The sequence below is a fragment of the Bradyrhizobium sp. S3.12.5 genome (genome assembly GCF_040548225.1).
In the GTDB taxonomy this organism is placed as follows: domain Bacteria; phylum Pseudomonadota; class Alphaproteobacteria; order Rhizobiales; family Xanthobacteraceae; genus Bradyrhizobium; species Bradyrhizobium cytisi.
In genome coordinates, this window is sequence record NZ_JBEPRF010000010.1 from 169,392 (window position 1) to 186,400 (window position 17,009).

Here is a 17,009-nt window from a genome sequence, read left to right on the forward strand (position 1 = left end):
GGCCGGGTTAACCCTTCATCAGATTGACGTCCTCAACCGCGATCGAGCCGCGGTTGCGGAAATAGACCACCAGGATGGCGAGACCGATCGCGGCTTCGGCAGCCGCAACGGTCAAGACCAGCAGCGCGAAGACCTGGCCGACGATGTCGCCGAGGAAGGTCGAGAATGCCACCAGGTTGATGTTGACCGAGAGCAGGATCAGCTCGATCGACATCAGGATGACGATGATGTTCTTGCGGTTCAGGAAGATGCCGAGGATTCCAAGGGTGAACAGGATCGCGCCGACCGCCAGATAGTGCCCGAGCCCGACCGTCATTTCACCCACTCCGCCGCGTCGCTGTCCTGGAGCCCCTGCCCCGGTACCACCTTGCGCATCGCCATCGCCATTTCGGGCGTGCGTGCGTTCTGAACATTGATGTCCTGCCGCTTCACGTTCGCCTTGTGGCGCAGCGTCAGCACGATGGCTCCGATCATGGCGACCAGCAGCACCATGCCCGAGAGCTGGAAGTAGTGGACGTACTTCGTATAGAGCACGAGGCCCAGCGCCTCGGTGTTCGACACGTTGGTCGGGATCGGCGACGTGATGGTCTTGCTCACGGTCGGATTGATGACCCAGGCGCCGACGGTCAGGAGCAGCTCGAACAGGAAGATGCCGCCGATCACGACTCCGACCGGCAGGTACTGGATGAAGCCCTCGCGCAGCTCGAGGAAGTCGACATCGAGCATCATGATCACGAACAGGAACAGCACCGCGACGGCGCCGACATAGACGACGATCAGGATCATTGCGAGGAATTCGGCGCCCAGCAGCACGAACAGGCCGGAGGCGTTGACGAAGGCCAGGATCAGGTACAGCACGGAGTGGACGGGATTGCGCGACACAATCACCATCACCGCCGAGGCGACGCAGACGCCGGCGAAGAGATAGAAGAACAGCGCGGGAAGGATCATGCTCTCATCTCACCGGTACGGCGCGTCGAGCTCGATCGCTTTTGCGATCTCGCGTTCCCAGCGGTCGCCGTTGGCGAGCAGCTTGGCCTTGTCATAGAACAGTTCCTCGCGGGTCTCGGTCGCGAACTCGAAGTTCGGACCTTCGACGATGGCGTCGACCGGGCAGGCCTCCTGGCAGAGGCCGCAATAGATGCACTTCACCATGTCGATGTCGTAGCGCACGGTGCGGCGGGTGCCGTCGTTGCGGCGCGGTCCGGCCTCGATGGTGATCGCCTGCGCCGGGCAGATCGCTTCGCACAGCTTGCAGGCGATGCAGCGCTCCTCGCCGTTGGGATAGCGGCGCAGCGCGTGCTCGCCGCGGAAGCGCGGCGAGATCGGGCCCTTCTCGAACGGATAGTTCAGCGTCGGCTTCGGCTGGAAGAAATAGCGCATGGCGAGGAAGAACGCCGAGACGAATTCCGACAGCAGAAGCGAGCGTGCAGTGGCGTTGATGTTGATACCCATGACAGCCCTCACTTCGGCGCGATGCCGGCGAATTGCAGCACGCCGGCCACCACGACCACCATCGCCAGCGACAGCGGCAGGAACACCTTCCAGCCGAGGCGCATCAGTTGGTCGTAGCGGTAGCGCGGCACGATCGCCTTTGCCATCGCGAACAGGAAGAACATGAAGAACACTTTGATCGAGAACCAGATGATCCCCGGCACCCAGTTGAAGGGCGGCAGATCCACCGGCGGCAGCCAGCCTCCGAGGAACAGGATCGTCGCCAGCGCGCACATCGTTACGATCGCGACATACTCGCCGAGCATGAACAAGAGATACGGCGTCGAGCCATATTCGACCATGAAGCCGGCGACGAGCTCGGACTCCGCTTCGACCAGGTCGAAGGGCGGACGGTTGGTTTCCGCCAGCGCCGAGACGTAAAACACCACGAACATCGGGAACAGCGGCCAGACGTACCAGTTCAGGACGGTGAGCTGCGGCAGCCCGATCAGGCTGGCGAGGCCCCGCGCATGCTGGGCCTCGACGACGGCCGAGAGGTTCAGCGTGCCGGCGCAGAGCAGCACCGTGATGATGACGAAGCCGATCGAGACCTCATAGGACACCATCTGCGCCGCCGAGCGCAGCGCGGCCAGGAACGGATATTTCGAGTTCGACGACCAGCCGGCCATGATGATGCCGTAGATCGACAGCGACGAGATCGCGAAGATGAAGAGGACGCCGACATTGATGTCGGAGATCACCCAGCCGAGATTGGTCGGGATCACCGCCCAGGCCGCGAGCGCGAGCACGCAGGATACCAGGGGAGCAAGCAGGAAGACGCCCTTGTTGGCGCCGGACGGAATGATCGGCTCCTTGAGCACGAACTTCAGCAGGTCGGCGAAGGACTGGAACAGGCCCCAGGGCCCGACCACGTTCGGGCCGCGGCGGATCTGCACCGCCGCCCAGATCTTGCGATCGGCGAGCAGGATGTAGGCGATCGCGACCAAGAGAACGACGAGCACCAGCACGCTCTCCGCGATCATGATGATCAGCGGCCAGAGAAAGCCGGTCCAGAATGCGCTTGCGAAAAATTCCATCGGCTCACTCCGCTGCGGTCAGCATCTGCCCGGAGGCAAGCCGCGAGCATTCCGCCATCACGGCGGACGCACGCGCGATCGGGTTGGTCAAATAGAAGTCCTCGACGACAGCCTTGAATGGCGCCTTCTCCGTCGAGCCGCCCTTCCCCGCCAGCTTTTTGATCTGGTCGGCTGCACCCGCTTCGATCTGATCGAGACGGATCAGATGCGGCACGGCCTTGAACAGCGCCTGGCGCAGCGCAGCAAGCGAGTCGTAGCCGAGCTTCTTGCCGAGCGCTTCCGAGAGCGCGCGGACGATCGCCCAGTCCTCGCGGGCTTCACCCGGCGGGAACGCGGCGCGGCCGGTCATCTGCACGCGGCCTTCGGTATTGACATAGATCGCGGACTTCTCGGTGTAGGCGGCCGCCGGCAGGATCACGTCGGCGCGGTGCGCGCCGCGGTCGCCATGGGTGCCGATGTAGACCACAAAGGTGCCGTCCGGCGCCTTGATCTCGTCGGCGCCGAGCAGGAACAGCAGGTCGAGCGTGCCGAAGGTCGTCATCTGCGCGGCGTTCAGCCCGCCGGGACCGGCGACAAAGCCGATGTCGAGCGCGCCGACGCGCGAGGCGGTCTCGTGCAGCATACCAAAACCGTTCCAGCCGTCCTTCACCGCGCCGACATCGAGCGCGAGCTTGGCGCTAGCGGCCAGAATGGCGGCGCCGTCGTGACGCGAGGCTGCGCCCGCGCCGACCAGGATGATCGGGTTTTTGGCGTTCTTCAGCACGTCCATGAAGGAGTGCTTGCCGGCCGCGAGCTCGCCGAGCGTCTCGGTGCCCGCGCCGAGATGGTCGTAGTCGTAAGTGAGATCGGCCTTGGCGCCGATCACGCCGACCTTGAAGCCGCCGGCACGCCAGCGCTTGCGGATGCGGGCGTTGAACACGGCCGCTTCCTTGCGTGGATTGGCGCCGATGATGAGCAGCGCATCCGCCTGCTCGACGCCCGCGAGCGTCGGATTGAAGATGTAGGAGCCGCGGCCGAGTGCGGGATCGAAGGCGTCGCCGCCCTGCACCGCCAGATTGGCCGAACCGAATTTAGCAAGCAGATCCTTCATCGCGAACATCTCTTCGACGCCGGCGAGGTCGCCAGCGATCGCGCCGATGCGCTTGCCGTCGGTACGCGCCGCCTTCGCGGCGATCGCAGCGAAGGCCTCGGGCCAGCTTGCCGCACGCAGCTTGCCGGCCTCGCGGATATAGGGCCGGTCGAGCCGCTGGGTGCGCAGGCCGTCGACGACGTGGCGGGTCTTGTCCGAGATCCACTCCTCGTTCACCGCCTCATTGATGCGCGGCAGCACGCGCATCACCTCACGGCCGCGGGTATCGACGCGGATCGCGGAACCGACGCCGTCCATGACGTCGATCGACTGGGTCTTGCCGAGCTCCCACGGACGCGCCGCGAAGGCATAGGGCTTCGAGGTCAGCGCGCCGACCGGGCAGATGTCGACGAGATTGCCCTGCAATTCCGACGTCAGCGCGTGCTCGAGATAGGTCGTGATCTCCATGTCCTCGCCGCGCCCCGTCGCGCCCATCTCTGGGGCGCCTGCGACTTCCGCCGAGAAGCGGACGCAGCGCGTGCACTGGATGCAGCGGTTCATCGAGGTCTTGACCAGCGCGCCGAGATATTTGTCCTCGACCGCGCGCTTGTTCTCGGCGAAGCGGCTGGTGTCGACACCATAGCCCATCGCCTGGTCCTGCAGGTCGCACTCGCCGCCCTGGTCGCAGATCGGGCAATCCAGCGGATGGTTGATCAGAAGGAACTCCATCACGCCTTCGCGTGCCTTCTTCACCATCGGCGAACGCGTCGAGATCTCGGGTGGCTCGCCCTTCGGACCCGGACGGCAGTCGCGCACGCCCCAGGCGCAGCTTGCGACCGGCTTCGGACCGCCCTTCACCTCGACGAGGCACATCCGGCAATTGCCGGCGATCGACAGCCGCTCGTGATAGCAGAAGCGTGGAATCTCGGCGCCGGCCGCCTCGCACGCCTGAAGCAGCGTGTACTCGGCGGGGACATCGATCTCTTTGCCGTCGATGATGAGTTTGGTCATTGCGGTCTCAAGTCTTTCCCAGCTTGCAATCTGGCGGTGTAATGCTGGCCGCCTTCAGCGAGGCCTTGATCCATTGCTGGGTCTCGGTGCCGTAGGTGGCCAGATAGGCCGGCTGCGCGGCGCTCTTCTCGCACAGGAACGGCAGATGCGGCTTCAGGTCATAGTCGCAGGACGCCAGCCACTCGCCCTTTCCGGAGAACGCGCTGATCGCTTCCTCGCAGGCGTAAAGCAAGTAAGTGACGAAGCTCTCGTACTGAACCTGCTCGTCGCGGTCGCTGGCCTTGATTTTCTCGTAGTCCGGTTGCGCAAACTTCGGATTCTTGAACGCCAGGTCGGTGTAACCAAGAAAAGCCTGACGCGCGCTGGCGGCGCGGTTGCCGGTGCGGATCTCGTTGATCTGGAACAGGATCGCAACGAAGCCGAGCAGCGCGACGCTCGCCTGCGCCATCTGCGCCAGCGTTCCGTATCTCTGCCACCAGGAGCTCGGTTGCGACATCGATATTTACTCCGCCGCGACCATGTTCTCGGGATCGCGGACGCCGGCATCGTCGATGTCGGCCTTGTGCGAATACTGGTCGATGCGCGCTTCGATCTCATGACGGAAATGCGCGATCAGGCCCTGGATCGGCCAGGCGGCTGCGTCGCCGAGCGCGCAGATGGTGTGGCCTTCGACCTGTTTTGTTACCTCGAGCAGCATGTCGATTTCGCGCTTGTGGGCGCGGCCCTCGGCCATGCGGGTGAGCACGCGCCACATCCAGCCGGTGCCCTCGCGGCACGGCGTGCACTGGCCGCAGCTCTCGTGCTTGTAGAAATAGGAGATGCGGGCAATGGCGCGGATCAAGTCAGTCGACTTGTCCATCACGATCACGGCCGCGGTGCCGAGGCCCGAGCGCAGCTTGCTTAAGGAATCGAAATCCATCGGCGTATCGATGATCTGCTCCGCCGGCACCATGCGCACCGACGAGCCGCCGGGGATCACGGCCTTGAGGTTGTCCCAGCCGCCGCGAATGCCGCCGCAGTGCTTGTCGATCAGCTCACGGAACGGAATCCCCATGGCCTCTTCGACGTTGCAGGGCCGCTCGACATGACCGGAGATGCAGAACAGCTTGGTGCCGACATTGTTCGGACGGCCGATGCCGGCGAACCAGGCGGCGCCACGGCGCAGGATGTCGGGCGCGACAGCGATCGATTCGACGTTGTTGACGGTGGTCGGGCAGCCGAACAGGCCGACATTGGCCGGGAACGGCGGCTTCAGGCGCGGCTGGCCCTTCTTGCCCTCGAGGCTTTCGAGCAGTGCGGTCTCTTCGCCGCAGATGTAAGCACCGGCGCCGTGCGCGACATAGATGTCGAACGGCCAGCCATTGATGTTGTCCTTGCCGACCAGCTTGGCCTCATAGGCCTGGTCGATCGCGGCCTGGAGATGCTCGCGCTCGCGGATGAACTCGCCGCGGACATAGATGTAGCAGGCGTGCGCGTTCATCGCGCAGCTCGCGATCAGGCAGCCCTCGACCAGCAGATGCGGATCGTGCCGCATGATCTCGCGATCCTTGCAGGTGCCGGGCTCGGACTCGTCGGCGTTGACGACGAGGTAGCTCGGACGACCGTCGGTCGATTCCTTCGGCATGAAGGACCACTTCAGACCGGTCGGGAAGCCGGCGCCGCCGCGGCCGCGCAGGCCCGACGCCTTCATCTCGTTGATGATCCAGTCGCGGCCCTTGTCGATGATATTCTTCGTGCCATCCCAGGCGCCGCGGCGCCGCGCACCTTCGAGCCCCCAATCGTGGAGGCCGTAGAGGTTCTTGAAGATGCGGTCCTTGTCCTCGAGCATATCAGTGCTTTCCGATCAACGATTGGCCTGCTTGTAGGCAAGCCCGGCGGCGCAGACGGCGAAGGCCAGCGCCCAGAGCAGACTGGTTTCCTGCGTCGCGTTCATCACGAAGCGCTGCAGCAGGAACATGAAGGCGGCCGCAAGCGCGGCATGCATGGCGACGAAGCCCCATTTCTTCACGGCTTCGCTCCCCCGGTTCGCCTGAGACGGAAGATCCATCAGGTGGTCTCCTTCAGCGTGGTCGGCCCACCCGCCGGCGCGGAGAACTGGCGGCCGTTCTGCGGACCGGGCTTCGGCGGATTGCCCGAGGCGAAGCCGTCGAGCACCTTGCCGAAGGTTTCCTTGGTCAGGTCCTCATAGGTGTCTTTGCCGATCAGCACCATCGGCGCATTCACGCAGGCGCCCAGGCACTCCACCTCTTCCCAGCTGAAATTGCCGTCCTTGGAGAGATGGAAGGGATCGTGATGGATGCGGCTCTCGCAGACGTGGATCAGGTCTTCGGCGCCGCGCAGGCGGCACGGCGTGGTGCCGCAGACCTGGACGTGGGCCTTCTTGCCGACCGGAGCGAGCTGGAACATCGTGTAGAAGGTCGCGACCTCGAGCACGCGGATATAGGGCATGTCGAGCAGATCGGCGACGGCGCGGATCGCGGCTTCCGAGACCCAGCCCTCATGCTGCTCCTGGACGCGCCAGAGGATGGCGATGACGGCGGAGGCTTGCCGGCCGGCCGGATATTTCGCGATCTGCTGCTTGGCGAAGGCAAGGTTCTCGTCCGTGAACGCAAAGCTCGCGGGCTGGACTTCCTTCGGTGCTAATCGGCGAACGGACATTTCTTATCTCTCACTGCATGCGGCGCGCGGGTTTCGCATTCAGGACATTGATCCTGTCCTGCCAGAATGCGCTTGCGGTGCCGAAAACGTTGTAGCCGACGTGGGTCGAGACCTTGATGCGGTCGAGGATCGACAGATCGCTCACCGTCTCAAGCCGGTTGGTGCGCGGATCGAGCACGATCAGCTTCAGCGGGGTCTGCTCGAGGATGTAGCGCGACACCGCATGAGAGCGGTCGCTGCCGTGCTCCTCGCACATGATGACGCTGTCGGTCTGGAGCAGCCGCGCGCCGCCCCTGATCGCCTCGATCTCGACGCCCTCGACGTCGAGCTTGATCAGATATTTGCCGCTGGCTGCGACCTTGCCGTCGTCGATGAGATTGTCGAGCGCGAGAACGGGCACGTCCTCGCCGCCATCCGAGGGAGCGCCGGCGATGCTGAAGGCCTCGTGCTTGGTGCCCGACAGCCGCGCGGTGCCGCGTGTCGCGCCGATCGCGCATTTCATGGTCTCGAAGCGGCTGCCGTTGATGCGGGCGTTATTCGCGAGCTTCGGGTAGTTCTGGCCCGACGGCTCGATCGCGATCGCCTTGTGCGAGCCGAACGGCTTGCTCGAGACCAGAACCGACCAGTAGCCGTAATTGGCGCCGCAATCGAGCAGCGTGTAGTCGACGTCGATGGAGTCGGCGAACAACAGCTCCAGCTCGTCCTCGTAGCAATAGGAGCGGTTGAGCAGCTTGCTCCAGTAGCCGTCGCCGTAAGGGAACTCGAACACGGCGTCCGGGTTGAGCTTGATCGCGATGTTGCGCTCGGGCAGCGTTTTCCGCAGCAGATTGGCGCAGGCGATGTAGCCCATATGGGAGAAGTGCGACGAGATCTTCGATCCCGTCACCAGCGCCAAGGCAGCCGTCCGCTCCCACAGGTTGGCCCCTTCAAGGGCCCCCGAGGCACGGTCAAACTGGATTGGCGCCTGCGCCATCACCGATCGACCTCTCCGAACACGATGTCGAGCGAACCGAGAATGGCCGAGACGTCGGCGAGCAGATGGCCGCGGCAGATGTGGTCCATCGCTTGCAGATGCGCAAAGCCCGGCGCGCGGATCTTGCACTTGTAGGGCTTGTTGCTACCGTCGGAGACCAGATAGACGCCGAACTCGCCCTTGGGCGCCTCGACCGCGGCGTAGACTTCGCCTTCCGGCACGCGAACGCCTTCGGTGTAGAGCTTGAAGTGGTGGATCAGCGCTTCCATCGAGCGCTTCATCTCGCCACGGCGCGGCGGCGCGACCTTGTTGTCCTCGACGACGACGGGGCCCTGCCCATCGGCTGCGTTCAGCTTCTGGATGCACTGCTTCATGATGCGCACCGACTGGCGCATCTCTTCCATGCGGATCAGATAGCGGTCGTAGCAGTCGCCGTTCTTGCCGATCGGAATGTCGAAATCCATCTCGGCATAGCACTCATAGGGCTGCGACTTGCGCAGGTCCCAGGCCGCGCCCGAGCCGCGCACCATGACGCCCGAAAAGCCCCACTCCCAGGCTTCCTTCAGCGACACCACGCCGATGTCGACGTTGCGCTGCTTGAAGATGCGGTTGGCGGTGAGCAGGCGGTCGAGGTCCTCGACCACTTTCAGGAACGGATCGCACCAGGCCTCGATGTCATCGACCAGCTTCTGCGGCAGGTCCTGATGCACGCCGCCGACGCGGAAGAAGGCTGCGTGCATGCGGCTGCCCGAGGCGCGCTCGTAGAACACCATCAGCTTCTCGCGCTCTTCAAAGCCCCACAGCGGCGGGGTCAGCGCGCCGACGTCCATCGCCTGCGTGGTGACATTGAGCAGATGCGACAGGATGCGGCCGATCTCGCAATAGAGCACTCGGATCAGCTGGCCGCGGCGCGGCACCTGGATGCCAAGCAGCTTTTCGGCCGCGAGGCAGAAGGCGTGCTCCTGGTTCATCGGCGCGACGTAATCGAGCCGGTCGAAATACGGGATCGCCTGGAGATAGGTCTTCTGCTCGATCAGCTTTTCGGTGCCGCGGTGAAGCAGGCCGATATGGGGATCGACGCGGGCAACGACTTCGCCGTCGAGCTCCAGCACCAGACGCAACACGCCGTGCGCCGCCGGATGCTGCGGACCAAAATTAATGGTGAAGTTACGTAGATCTTGCGATTGTTCGTTCATGATCAGCTCTTCGGCCCCGCCTTCTCATCCCCCGGAAGGACCGGATAGTCGCCCCCCTCCCACGGCGAGAGGAAGTCGAACTTGCGGAATTCCTGGTTGAGGCGCACCGGCTCGTACACCACGCGCTTCTCCTGGTCGTCGTAGCGGACCTCGAGGAAGCCGGTCAGCGGGAAATCCTTGCGCAGCGGATGGCCCTCGAAACCGTAATCGGTAAGCAGCCGGCGCATGTCAGGATGGCCGACGAAGAACACGCCGTAGAGGTCATAGGCCTCGCGCTCGAACCAGTCGGCACCGGGGAACACCTCGATCAGCGACGGCACCTGCGTGGTCTCGTCGGCCTGGGCCTTGAGGCGGATGCGGGCGTTCAGGGTCGGTGACAGGAAGTGATAAATCACGTCGAAACGCTTCTCGCGATCCGGATAGTCCACCGCCGTGATGTCGGTGAAGTTGACGAAACGGCAGTTCGGATCGTCGCGGAGGTACGTGACCACCTCGACGATCTTGCTGGCCTCGACATCAACCGTGAGCTGGTTGAAGGCGACAGAGTGACCGAGGGCGGCGCCCGGAAGCGCGCTCACGATCGTCTGCCCCAGGGCGTCGAGCTTGGCGTCGTCCATGACGTAAAACCTTAGCGTTCGATGGTGCCGGTGCGGCGGATCTTCTTCTGCAGCAGCAACACGCCGTAGAGCAGCGCTTCCGCCGTGGGCGGGCAGCCCGGCACGTAGATGTCGATCGGCACGATGCGGTCGCAGCCGCGCACGACCGAGTAGGAATAGTGATAATAGCCGCCGCCATTGGCGCAGGAGCCCATCGAGATGACGTAGCGCGGCTCGGGCATCTGGTCGTAGACCTTGCGCAGCGCCGGCGCCATCTTGTTGGTCAGCGTGCCGGCGACGATCATCACGTCGGACTGGCGCGGCGAGGCACGCGGGGCGAAGCCGAAACGCTCGACGTCGTAGCGCGGCATCGACACCTGCATCATCTCGACCGCGCAGCAGGCGAGACCGAAGGTCATCCACATCAGCGAGCCGGTACGGGCCCAGGTGATGAGGTCGTCGGTCGCGGCCACGAAGAAGCCTTTGTCGGACAGCTCGTGATTGACCTCGAGGAAGAACGGATCATTGGCCCCGACCGGCTTGCCGGTCGACGGATCCAGGATGCCCTTGGGGGCCGGCGTTACGATCGGGCCAGCTGATGGTGCAGGGTTCAATCCCATTCGAGTGCGCCTTTCTTCCATTCATAGGCGAAGCCGACCGTCAGCACGGCGAGGAACACCAGCATGGACCAGAAGCCGGTCGCACCAAGCTTGCCGAACGCCACCGCCCAGGGAAACAGAAACGCCACCTCGAGGTCGAAGATGATGAAGAGGATCGCGACCAGATAGAAGCGGACGTCGAACTTCATGCGGGCGTCGTCGAAGGCGTTGAAACCGCACTCATACGCCGACAGCTTTTCCGGGTCCGGCTGCTGGAACGCCACGATGAAGGGCGCGATCAGCAGCACCAGGCCGATGATAGCAGCTACCCCTATAAAGACGACGAGTGGAAGATAGTTCTGTAGAATGCCGCTCATGGCGAGCCCTTTTTCCCGCAGCCTCGGGACAGCCACGGATTCGTCCGATTTGGAATTGTTCTGAGCCTTAGCGCAGTGCACCAATGGGCGCAAGACACGCTCTTTTCAGGCCCTTTGCCGCCCCCGGCACGGTAGAAATCCCGGAATCACCCCACGCTGGTATGGAGCAGATCGGCAAACCCAGCAAGGGCGGCCACAGTTTTGCAGGGCAGCCGTTCTAAGATTGCGGCGCACAGGCGGCGCCGGCTATTTGCCGCGCATCGTCGGCGAAAATGGCCCGGTTTTTTGGGGCCGCCGGCGCACCCAAACCCAGGCAACGACCGCGACCGGCGCTCCTACTGTCACCCAGGCGACATACTGGCCGACCGTTCCCCACAGCAATGCAGCCAGGAGACCGGTGATGGTCGCGGCCGCGAGCAGGCCAGGTGCAGCAAAGACACGTGTCCACAGGCGCGCGCGGTCAGAGAAGCCATGCATCACGACGGGACCCGGGCTCGTCTGGCGAATGTTTCGGCTTTGGCAGGGGCACGCTTGCGCCGCCGTGCCACCCAGAGATAGAGGCCGCTGCCGATCACAACGATGGTGAGCGCGTCGAGCGCGGCCCAGATCACCTTGAGCGGCATCCCGCCATAATCGCCGAAATGCAGCGGCTGGGAGATCAGCAGCGCCTGAAGGTAAAGTGGCAGCGCCCTGATATCCGCGACCTCCCCGGTTTCGCCGTCGAGCAGCACCGGCTTGAGCAGGGGCGCGGTCAAAGCCGTGTCGCCACGCATAAAAGCGGCGAAATGGTGCGAGGACGTGAACGGCGTGCCCGGGAAGGCGATGAAGGCGACCTCCATGCCGGGCGCAGCCTGCCTGGCGCGCACGACGACATCATCGAGCGAGGCGAGACTTACCGGCGGCGGCTTGCCGGCATAGGGCGCGACCATGCTGGCGAGCTCGGTCGCCTTCCACTGGTTGAGCATCAGCTCGGCCCAGGTGTTGACGGCGCCGGTCAAGCCCACGACCAGCGCCCAGGCCACCGTCACCACGCCGATCAGATTGTGCCAGTCGAGCCAGCGGACGCGGCGCGCGGCGCCGTCACGGATGGTGGCAAAGCGCAGGCGGCGGGTGAACGGCCAGTACAGCACCACGCCGGAGACAATCGCCACAGCGAACAGCAGCCCCATCGCGCCGAGGAACAACTTTCCGGCCTGGCCGGCGAACATGTCGGTGTGCAGCTTGAGCACGATCAGCATCGGCCCGACGCCGACCGGCCCGAGCAGCTTGGTCGAGACCGCGTCGAAGGCACGCACGGTCGCGTTGTCAGGCGCACCATCGGGCGCGCTGTTGGTGAAGGCCGTTACGATCCCGGGCTCGTCCTTGTCCCAGGAAACATATTGCAGGACGCGGCCGGGATCGGCGGCGAGCGCGGCGCCGGCGACGACTTGGGGCGTCGCGCGCGCCGCGCTCGCATGAGCTTCGGGCTGGGGGGCGTAGCCCAGGAGCTCATCGATCTCGTGATGGAAGATCAGCGGCAGGCCGGTCAGGCAGAGCAAAAGCAGGAACAGGGTCGAGATCAGGCTGGTCCAGGTGTGGACCATGGACCAGAGCCGGACCGTGCGCGCCTTCACGATGCCCTCCCCTCGCCTGCGCTCACCATTTGTAGGCGAGGCTCGCGGTGATGCGGCGGCGGTCGCCGTAGAAGCAGGACGATGCCGACGCGCAGCTGGCGACATAAATCTTGTCGGTCAGGTTGACCACGTTGATGGCCGTACGCCAGTTCTGCCATTCGTAATGGACCGCGAGATCTCCAAGCACCACCGCGGGAACTTCCAGAGTGTTGGCGGTGTCGGCCCAGGACGCGCCGACATAACGCACGCCGCCGCCGAAACCAAATCCCTCGAGCGGTCCGTCCTTGAAGGTGTAGTCCGCCCAGCCCGAGATCAGCATCTCCGGCGTGTTGGTCGGCGTCTTGCCGATCAGGGTCGGATCGAGGTCCTTGCTGGTGAAGAGATGATAGGCGGTGAACGCGCCGATGAACTTCAGTTCCTTGGTGGCGTTGGCCACCGCTTCGAGCTCGATGCCGCGCGACGTCACCTCACCGGTCTGGTTTTGCAGCAGGACATTCGACGGATCGGTGGTCGCCACATTCTGGCGCTTCAGGTCGAACAGCGACGCGGTGAAATAGCCGTCAAATCCCTTGGGCGCGACCTTCACGCCGACCTCGGCCTGCTTGGCGGTCTCCGGCAGAAACAGCTGGTTCTGCGCGTTGAGCCCGATGATCGGATTGTAGCTCGTCGAATAGGAGACGTAGGGCGCGATGCCGTTGTCGAAGTTGTAGATCAGCCCGGCGCGCCCGCTGAACCTGCTGTCGTCGCGTTGGGCAATGTTTGCGCCGGTGTCGCGGGCGGCCTGCGTCGTCTCGACCCAGTCATTGCGGCCGCTCAGCACCAGCGTGAAATTGCCGAGCTTCATCTGGTCCTGGACGTAGGTGCCGGCCTGCTTCTGCGTCAGCAGGAAGTTGCGGAACGGCGCGCCCGTGAGTGGAATGTCGAGACCGTAGGAGGGACTGAAGACGTTGATGGACGGCACCGTGCCGAAGTTGAACGCCTGGTAGTCGTCGATCTGATAGCCCTTCAGATCGACCCCGAACAGCATCGTGTGCTTCACCGGGCCGGTGTTGAAGCGGTACTCGAGCTGATTGTCGAGATCGGCCTGGTTGGCGGTGTTCTTCGCAAACCAATTGTAACGGGCCATTGTGGCCGTGTTGATATTGTCCCAGCCATTGCCGACGAAGCCGCGATAGGTCAAGTCGATATGCGCAAACCGCGCGTTCTGCCGGAACGTCAGATCGTCGGTGAGATTGCGCTCGAACTGGTAGCCGAGCATCTCCTGCTCGCGCGTGAACTTGTCGACGTTGGGATCGCCCGCGAAGAAGCTGGTCGGAATCTTGCCGAACGGCGCGTTGGTCACCGTGCCCTGATAGGGCAGGAAGTTGATGCCGCGGGTGTCCTGCTTCGAGGCCGAGGCCAGCACCGTGAAGGTGGTGTCGGCATCCGGCTTCCAGGTGAAGGACGGCGCGATGAAGTAGTTGTTGTCGGGCGTGAAGTTGACCTGCGTGTTGCCGTTCTGGACCTGGCCGACGACGCGGTAGAACAGCTTGCCGTCCTGGGACTGCATCGCGACGGGGCCACCGACATCGAAGCCGACATAGGCGTTGCCGAAATTGTTGACGCCGGTCTCGATGTAGCGAACCGGCTCGGCCGGCGGCATCTTGCTGATGACGTTGACGATGCCGCTCGGGCTCGATCCGCCATAGAGTACGGCCGACGGACCGCGCAGCACCTCGACGCGCTCCATGTTCGGCGGCTGCAGCTTCCAGCTTGCATAGGACGTGTAGAACAGCTGCATGCCGTCGAGGAACAGCCCGACGTCGTCGGACTTGAAGCCGCGGATCAGCCACCAGTCGTTGCGGGTGTCAGCGCCAAAGGTGCCGGCGCGCACGCCGGCGGTGTAGCGCAGCACTTCATCGAGCTTGTTCGGCTTCTGGTCGCGGATCTGCTCGGCGCCGATCACCGAGACCGACTGCGGCGTCTCCATGATCGGCGTGTTGGTCTTGGTGCCGGACGAGCTGCGATGAGCGACGTAACCTTGCACCGGTCCACGTGGCGTCTCGACGATTCCGACGTTGCGCTGTGGCTGCGGTTTCCGGCTGTCGGCCGTCTGCACCGGGCTTTGGGTCCGGCGCGGTGCGCGGACGGCCGCGCGGCGGCGCTGCTCCGGTGCAGCCACGTTCACCGGCGGCAGGCTCTGCGCGCCACTCTGCGCCGGCGATTGTGCAAGCGATACCTGCGGCATCAAAACCAAAGCGGACGCGGTCGCCAACACGGCCAACCGCAGCATTCCAAGACTGTTCAACGCGCCACCCCAAAAGTGCAACATGATGCGTCATGCCGCCTGTCCCGGGACGGCATGCGATTGGGTGACGCTTAGGGGAGCGCGCGCGATATCGCTAATTGAAAGGCTCTTAGAACGACTCTTAGAGAGTCTCTTAGAAGCACTCGAATATTTCCGGAGATTGCTGCGCGATCAGCGCGAAACCTTCTCGGCTTCGAGCATCGCTTCCGCCGTCGCGGTGAGACGATCGATTTGCGCAAGCAACGTCTCCAACTCGTCATTGCTCAATTGCGCGAGCAGCATCCGGTTGCGTTCCTGTGCGCCTTGGACGATCGCGTCATGCGCGGCGAGCCCGGCCGGCGTCAGCGACACCAGCACCTCGCGGCTATCTTTGGGATTCTCGGACTTCGCGATCAGCTTGCGCGAGACCAGTTCAGCCAGCGCACGGCTGATCTGGCCCTTGTCCTGACCGACGGCCTCGGCGAGCCGCGCCACGCTCATCGGCGGTCGCCGGCCGAGCGAGGCAACCAGACCGAACTCGACCGAGGACAGTCCGGCCAGGCGCTTGTAGCGCAGGATCGCACCGCGCTTGAGCAGGTTGGCCAGCACCATCAGCCGTGACGACAGCATCACGGTGATCGGCGCCGGCGAGTGATTGTCGTCCGTATCGGACGATGCGCGTCCGTCCCTGCTCGATGTCTGGCTCATGGTCCACCTCTGCCAAGAAAGCCAGGACGTGCCAAGCCTTGGTAGCGCAACCTCGCCAGCCTGATCGAAATGCAATTAAGACACACTCAGGAAGATCGTTGACATTGTCATCGAATTATTTTTCACTGGGGTCACCGCACCAGAAACGACCCGGCCACCAAGGCCTGCGGCGGGAGGAACAAGCATGACCATCACCCAGCGGGATCGCGATCTCGGCACGGCCTATGCGATGAAGCCGGCGCAGACGCGCACCGAGCTCACCTCTGTTGCGCGCGGCACGCCGATGGGGGAGCTGCTCCGCCGCTACTGGCATCCGGTCGGGCTCACCAGCGACGCCACCGACACGCCGAAGAAGGTGCGCGCGCTCGGCGAGGATCTGATCCTGTTTCGCGACAAGCACGGCTGCGTCGGCCTCCTCCACGCCCGCTGCTGCCATCGCGGCACCACGCTCTATTACGGCAAGGTCGAGGAGGACGGCATCCGCTGCTGCTATCACGGCTGGAAGTTCGACACCGAGGGCCATTGCCTGGAGCAGCCCTGCGAGCCCGACGGCGGCCAGTTCAAGGACAAGGTGCGCCAGCCATGGTACCCGGTCGAGGAGCGCTACGGGTTGATCTTTGCCTATATGGGCCCGGCCGAGAAACGCCCGGTGCTGCCGCGCTACGAGTGCCTCGAAAACATGGACGAGGGCGAGTTCGTCGAGGCCGACGATTCCTCGATCGGCGGCGGCGGGCCCGCGGTCATCCCCTGCAACTGGCTGCAGCATTTCGAGAACGTGGTCGATCCCTACCACGTGCCGGTGCTGCACGGCTCGTTCTCGGGGCCGCAATTCACTAACATGATGGCCTCGATGCCGGAGGTGAAGTTCGACAAGACACCGCGCGGCATCGCCGTGCGCTCGATCCGCAAGCAGGACGACGGCCGTGTATTTTACCGCGTCACCGAAGCCGCCCTCCCCACTCTGCGCGTCGTGCCGAACCCGCGCGTTGCGCAGTTCGCCCGCGTGGAATCGATCGGCTGGACGCTGCCGATCGACGACACCTCGTTCCGCATCTATGTCGCCGGTCGCGTCAAAACTTCCGGCGACATCGGCCGCATGCGCTCGAAGTTCAACGGAAAATTCTGGTGGGACATGACGGAGCAAGACCACCAGCAATTCCCGGGCGATTACGAAGCCCAGGTCGGCCAGGGCCCGGTGACGGTGCATTCCGAGGAGCATTTCGGCCAGAGCGACCGCGGCATCCTGATGATCCGGCGCATGCTGGGCGACCAGCTCGAGGCGATGGAAGCGGGCCGCGACCCCGTCGGTGTCTCATTCGACGCAAACGTTGCGCCGGTCGAGTTCGAAGCGGGGAACTACATTCGAGAAGGCTAATCAACCGGCCCCAATAAGGGCTGGACCCATAAAGATA

The 17,009-nt window shown here is 64.1% G+C and carries 18 protein-coding genes; 1 reads left to right on the plus strand and 17 read right to left on the minus strand.

The genetic code is table 11. The annotated features are described in order from the left end of the window. Positions 1-7: 7 nt before the first annotated feature. The 17 genes from nuoK to ABIC09_RS16745 all read right to left on the minus strand — a co-directional run bounded on the left by nuoK (position 8) and on the right by ABIC09_RS16745 (position 15,597). Positions 8-316, minus strand: a complete 309-nt coding sequence (gene nuoK, locus ABIC09_RS16665; RefSeq protein WP_092028826.1) for an NADH-quinone oxidoreductase subunit NuoK — start codon at positions 314-316, stop codon at positions 8-10. Then, complete coding sequence (locus ABIC09_RS16670) at positions 313-951, minus strand: NADH-quinone oxidoreductase subunit J (protein WP_148753635.1); 639 nt, start codon at positions 949-951, stop codon at positions 313-315. Before ABIC09_RS16670 ends, nuoK begins: the two co-directional genes overlap by 4 nt. A 9-nt stretch (positions 952-960) precedes the next feature. Beyond that, positions 961-1,449 carry an NADH-quinone oxidoreductase subunit NuoI gene (gene nuoI / locus ABIC09_RS16675; RefSeq protein WP_027529879.1) on the minus strand — a complete coding sequence of 163 codons (489 nt, stop codon included), beginning with the start codon at positions 1,447-1,449 and terminating at the stop codon, positions 961-963. A gap of 14 nt (positions 1,450-1,463) precedes the next feature. Further along, positions 1,464-2,531 (minus strand): NADH-quinone oxidoreductase subunit NuoH, encoded by a 1,068-nt coding sequence (gene nuoH, locus ABIC09_RS16680; protein ID WP_148753634.1) that lies wholly within the window; start codon positions 2,529-2,531, stop codon positions 1,464-1,466. Positions 2,532-2,535: 4 nt separating this feature from the next. Continuing rightward, positions 2,536-4,611 (minus strand): NADH-quinone oxidoreductase subunit NuoG, encoded by a 2,076-nt coding sequence (gene nuoG / locus ABIC09_RS16685; protein ID WP_354109931.1) that lies wholly within the window; start codon positions 4,609-4,611, stop codon positions 2,536-2,538. Between the two features lie 7 nt (positions 4,612-4,618). Then, positions 4,619-5,107: a hypothetical protein gene (locus ABIC09_RS16690; protein ID WP_148753632.1), complete on the minus strand. Its 489-nt coding sequence runs from the start codon at positions 5,105-5,107 to the stop codon at positions 4,619-4,621. A gap of 6 nt (positions 5,108-5,113) precedes the next feature. After that, positions 5,114-6,439 (minus strand): NADH-quinone oxidoreductase subunit NuoF, encoded by a 1,326-nt coding sequence (gene nuoF / locus ABIC09_RS16695; RefSeq protein WP_148753631.1) that lies wholly within the window; start codon positions 6,437-6,439, stop codon positions 5,114-5,116. A gap of 15 nt (positions 6,440-6,454) precedes the next feature. After that, positions 6,455-6,658 carry a hypothetical protein gene (locus ABIC09_RS16700; protein ID WP_148753630.1) on the minus strand — a complete coding sequence of 68 codons (204 nt, stop codon included), beginning with the start codon at positions 6,656-6,658 and terminating at the stop codon, positions 6,455-6,457. Next, complete coding sequence (gene nuoE, locus ABIC09_RS16705) at positions 6,658-7,269, minus strand: NADH-quinone oxidoreductase subunit NuoE (protein ID WP_148753629.1); 612 nt, start codon at positions 7,267-7,269, stop codon at positions 6,658-6,660. The genes ABIC09_RS16700 and nuoE overlap by 1 nt, the downstream gene beginning before the upstream one ends. A 10-nt stretch (positions 7,270-7,279) precedes the next feature. Further along, on the minus strand, positions 7,280-8,242 hold the full coding sequence (locus ABIC09_RS16710; RefSeq protein WP_354109932.1) for an FkbM family methyltransferase: 963 nt from the start codon (positions 8,240-8,242) through the stop codon (positions 7,280-7,282). Next, positions 8,242-9,438 carry an NADH-quinone oxidoreductase subunit D gene (locus tag ABIC09_RS16715; RefSeq protein WP_354109933.1) on the minus strand — a complete coding sequence of 399 codons (1,197 nt, stop codon included), beginning with the start codon at positions 9,436-9,438 and terminating at the stop codon, positions 8,242-8,244. Before ABIC09_RS16715 ends, ABIC09_RS16710 begins: the two co-directional genes overlap by 1 nt. A 2-nt stretch (positions 9,439-9,440) precedes the next feature. Continuing rightward, entirely contained in the window at positions 9,441-10,055 is a 615-nt protein-coding gene (locus tag ABIC09_RS16720; RefSeq protein ID WP_354032746.1) for an NADH-quinone oxidoreductase subunit C, read from the minus strand. 11 nt (positions 10,056-10,066) lie between these two features. Further along, positions 10,067-10,648 (minus strand): NuoB/complex I 20 kDa subunit family protein, encoded by a 582-nt coding sequence (locus ABIC09_RS16725; protein WP_430640188.1) that lies wholly within the window; start codon positions 10,646-10,648, stop codon positions 10,067-10,069. Continuing rightward, a complete protein-coding gene (locus ABIC09_RS16730; RefSeq protein WP_092290902.1) occupies positions 10,645-11,010 on the minus strand; it encodes an NADH-quinone oxidoreductase subunit A in 366 nt (121 codons plus the stop codon). Before ABIC09_RS16730 ends, ABIC09_RS16725 begins: the two co-directional genes overlap by 4 nt. A 476-nt stretch (positions 11,011-11,486) precedes the next feature. Then, entirely contained in the window at positions 11,487-12,623 is a 1,137-nt protein-coding gene (locus tag ABIC09_RS16735; RefSeq protein ID WP_354109934.1) for a PepSY-associated TM helix domain-containing protein, read from the minus strand. A gap of 22 nt (positions 12,624-12,645) precedes the next feature. Beyond that, positions 12,646-14,895, minus strand: a complete 2,250-nt coding sequence (locus ABIC09_RS16740; protein WP_354110008.1) for a TonB-dependent siderophore receptor — start codon at positions 14,893-14,895, stop codon at positions 12,646-12,648. A 186-nt stretch (positions 14,896-15,081) separates the two neighbouring features. Then, positions 15,082-15,597 carry a MarR family winged helix-turn-helix transcriptional regulator gene (locus ABIC09_RS16745; protein ID WP_148753621.1) on the minus strand — a complete coding sequence of 172 codons (516 nt, stop codon included), beginning with the start codon at positions 15,595-15,597 and terminating at the stop codon, positions 15,082-15,084. 184 nt (positions 15,598-15,781) lie between these two features. On the opposite strand from ABIC09_RS16745, the gene ABIC09_RS16750 reads away from it, so the two are divergent. Next, a complete protein-coding gene (locus ABIC09_RS16750) occupies positions 15,782-16,972 on the plus strand; it encodes a Rieske 2Fe-2S domain-containing protein (protein WP_354109935.1) in 1,191 nt (396 codons plus the stop codon). Positions 16,973-17,009: the final 37 nt, after the last annotated feature.

What these genes read in the sequence shown, in the direction of transcription:
- nuoK (WP_092028826.1), bottom strand. Translation starts at nt 316, where the DNA reads ATGACGGTCGGGCTCGGGCACTATCTGGCGGTCGGCGCGATCCTGTTC.
- ABIC09_RS16670 (WP_148753635.1), bottom strand. Translation starts at nt 951, where the DNA reads ATGATCCTTCCCGCGCTGTTCTTCTATCTCTTCGCCGGCGTCTGCGTC.
- nuoH (WP_148753634.1), bottom strand. Translation starts at nt 2,531, where the DNA reads ATGGAATTTTTCGCAAGCGCATTCTGGACCGGCTTTCTCTGGCCGCTG.
- nuoG (WP_354109931.1), bottom strand. Translation starts at nt 4,611, where the DNA reads ATGACCAAACTCATCATCGACGGCAAAGAGATCGATGTCCCCGCCGAG.
- ABIC09_RS16690 (WP_148753632.1), bottom strand. Translation starts at nt 5,107, where the DNA reads ATGTCGCAACCGAGCTCCTGGTGGCAGAGATACGGAACGCTGGCGCAG.
- nuoF (WP_148753631.1), bottom strand. Translation starts at nt 6,439, where the DNA reads ATGCTCGAGGACAAGGACCGCATCTTCAAGAACCTCTACGGCCTCCAC.
- ABIC09_RS16700 (WP_148753630.1), bottom strand. Translation starts at nt 6,658, where the DNA reads ATGGATCTTCCGTCTCAGGCGAACCGGGGGAGCGAAGCCGTGAAGAAA.
- nuoE (WP_148753629.1), bottom strand. Translation starts at nt 7,269, where the DNA reads ATGTCCGTTCGCCGATTAGCACCGAAGGAAGTCCAGCCCGCGAGCTTT.
- ABIC09_RS16710 (WP_354109932.1), bottom strand. Translation starts at nt 8,242, where the DNA reads ATGGCGCAGGCGCCAATCCAGTTTGACCGTGCCTCGGGGGCCCTTGAA.
- ABIC09_RS16715 (WP_354109933.1), bottom strand. Translation starts at nt 9,438, where the DNA reads ATGAACGAACAATCGCAAGATCTACGTAACTTCACCATTAATTTTGGT.
- ABIC09_RS16720 (WP_354032746.1), bottom strand. Translation starts at nt 10,055, where the DNA reads ATGGACGACGCCAAGCTCGACGCCCTGGGGCAGACGATCGTGAGCGCG.
- ABIC09_RS16730 (WP_092290902.1), bottom strand. Translation starts at nt 11,010, where the DNA reads ATGAGCGGCATTCTACAGAACTATCTTCCACTCGTCGTCTTTATAGGG.
- ABIC09_RS16740 (WP_354110008.1), bottom strand. Translation starts at nt 14,895, where the DNA reads ATGCTGCGGTTGGCCGTGTTGGCGACCGCGTCCGCTTTGGTTTTGATG.
- ABIC09_RS16745 (WP_148753621.1), bottom strand. Translation starts at nt 15,597, where the DNA reads ATGAGCCAGACATCGAGCAGGGACGGACGCGCATCGTCCGATACGGAC.
- ABIC09_RS16750 (WP_354109935.1), top strand. Translation starts at nt 15,782, where the DNA reads ATGACCATCACCCAGCGGGATCGCGATCTCGGCACGGCCTATGCGATG.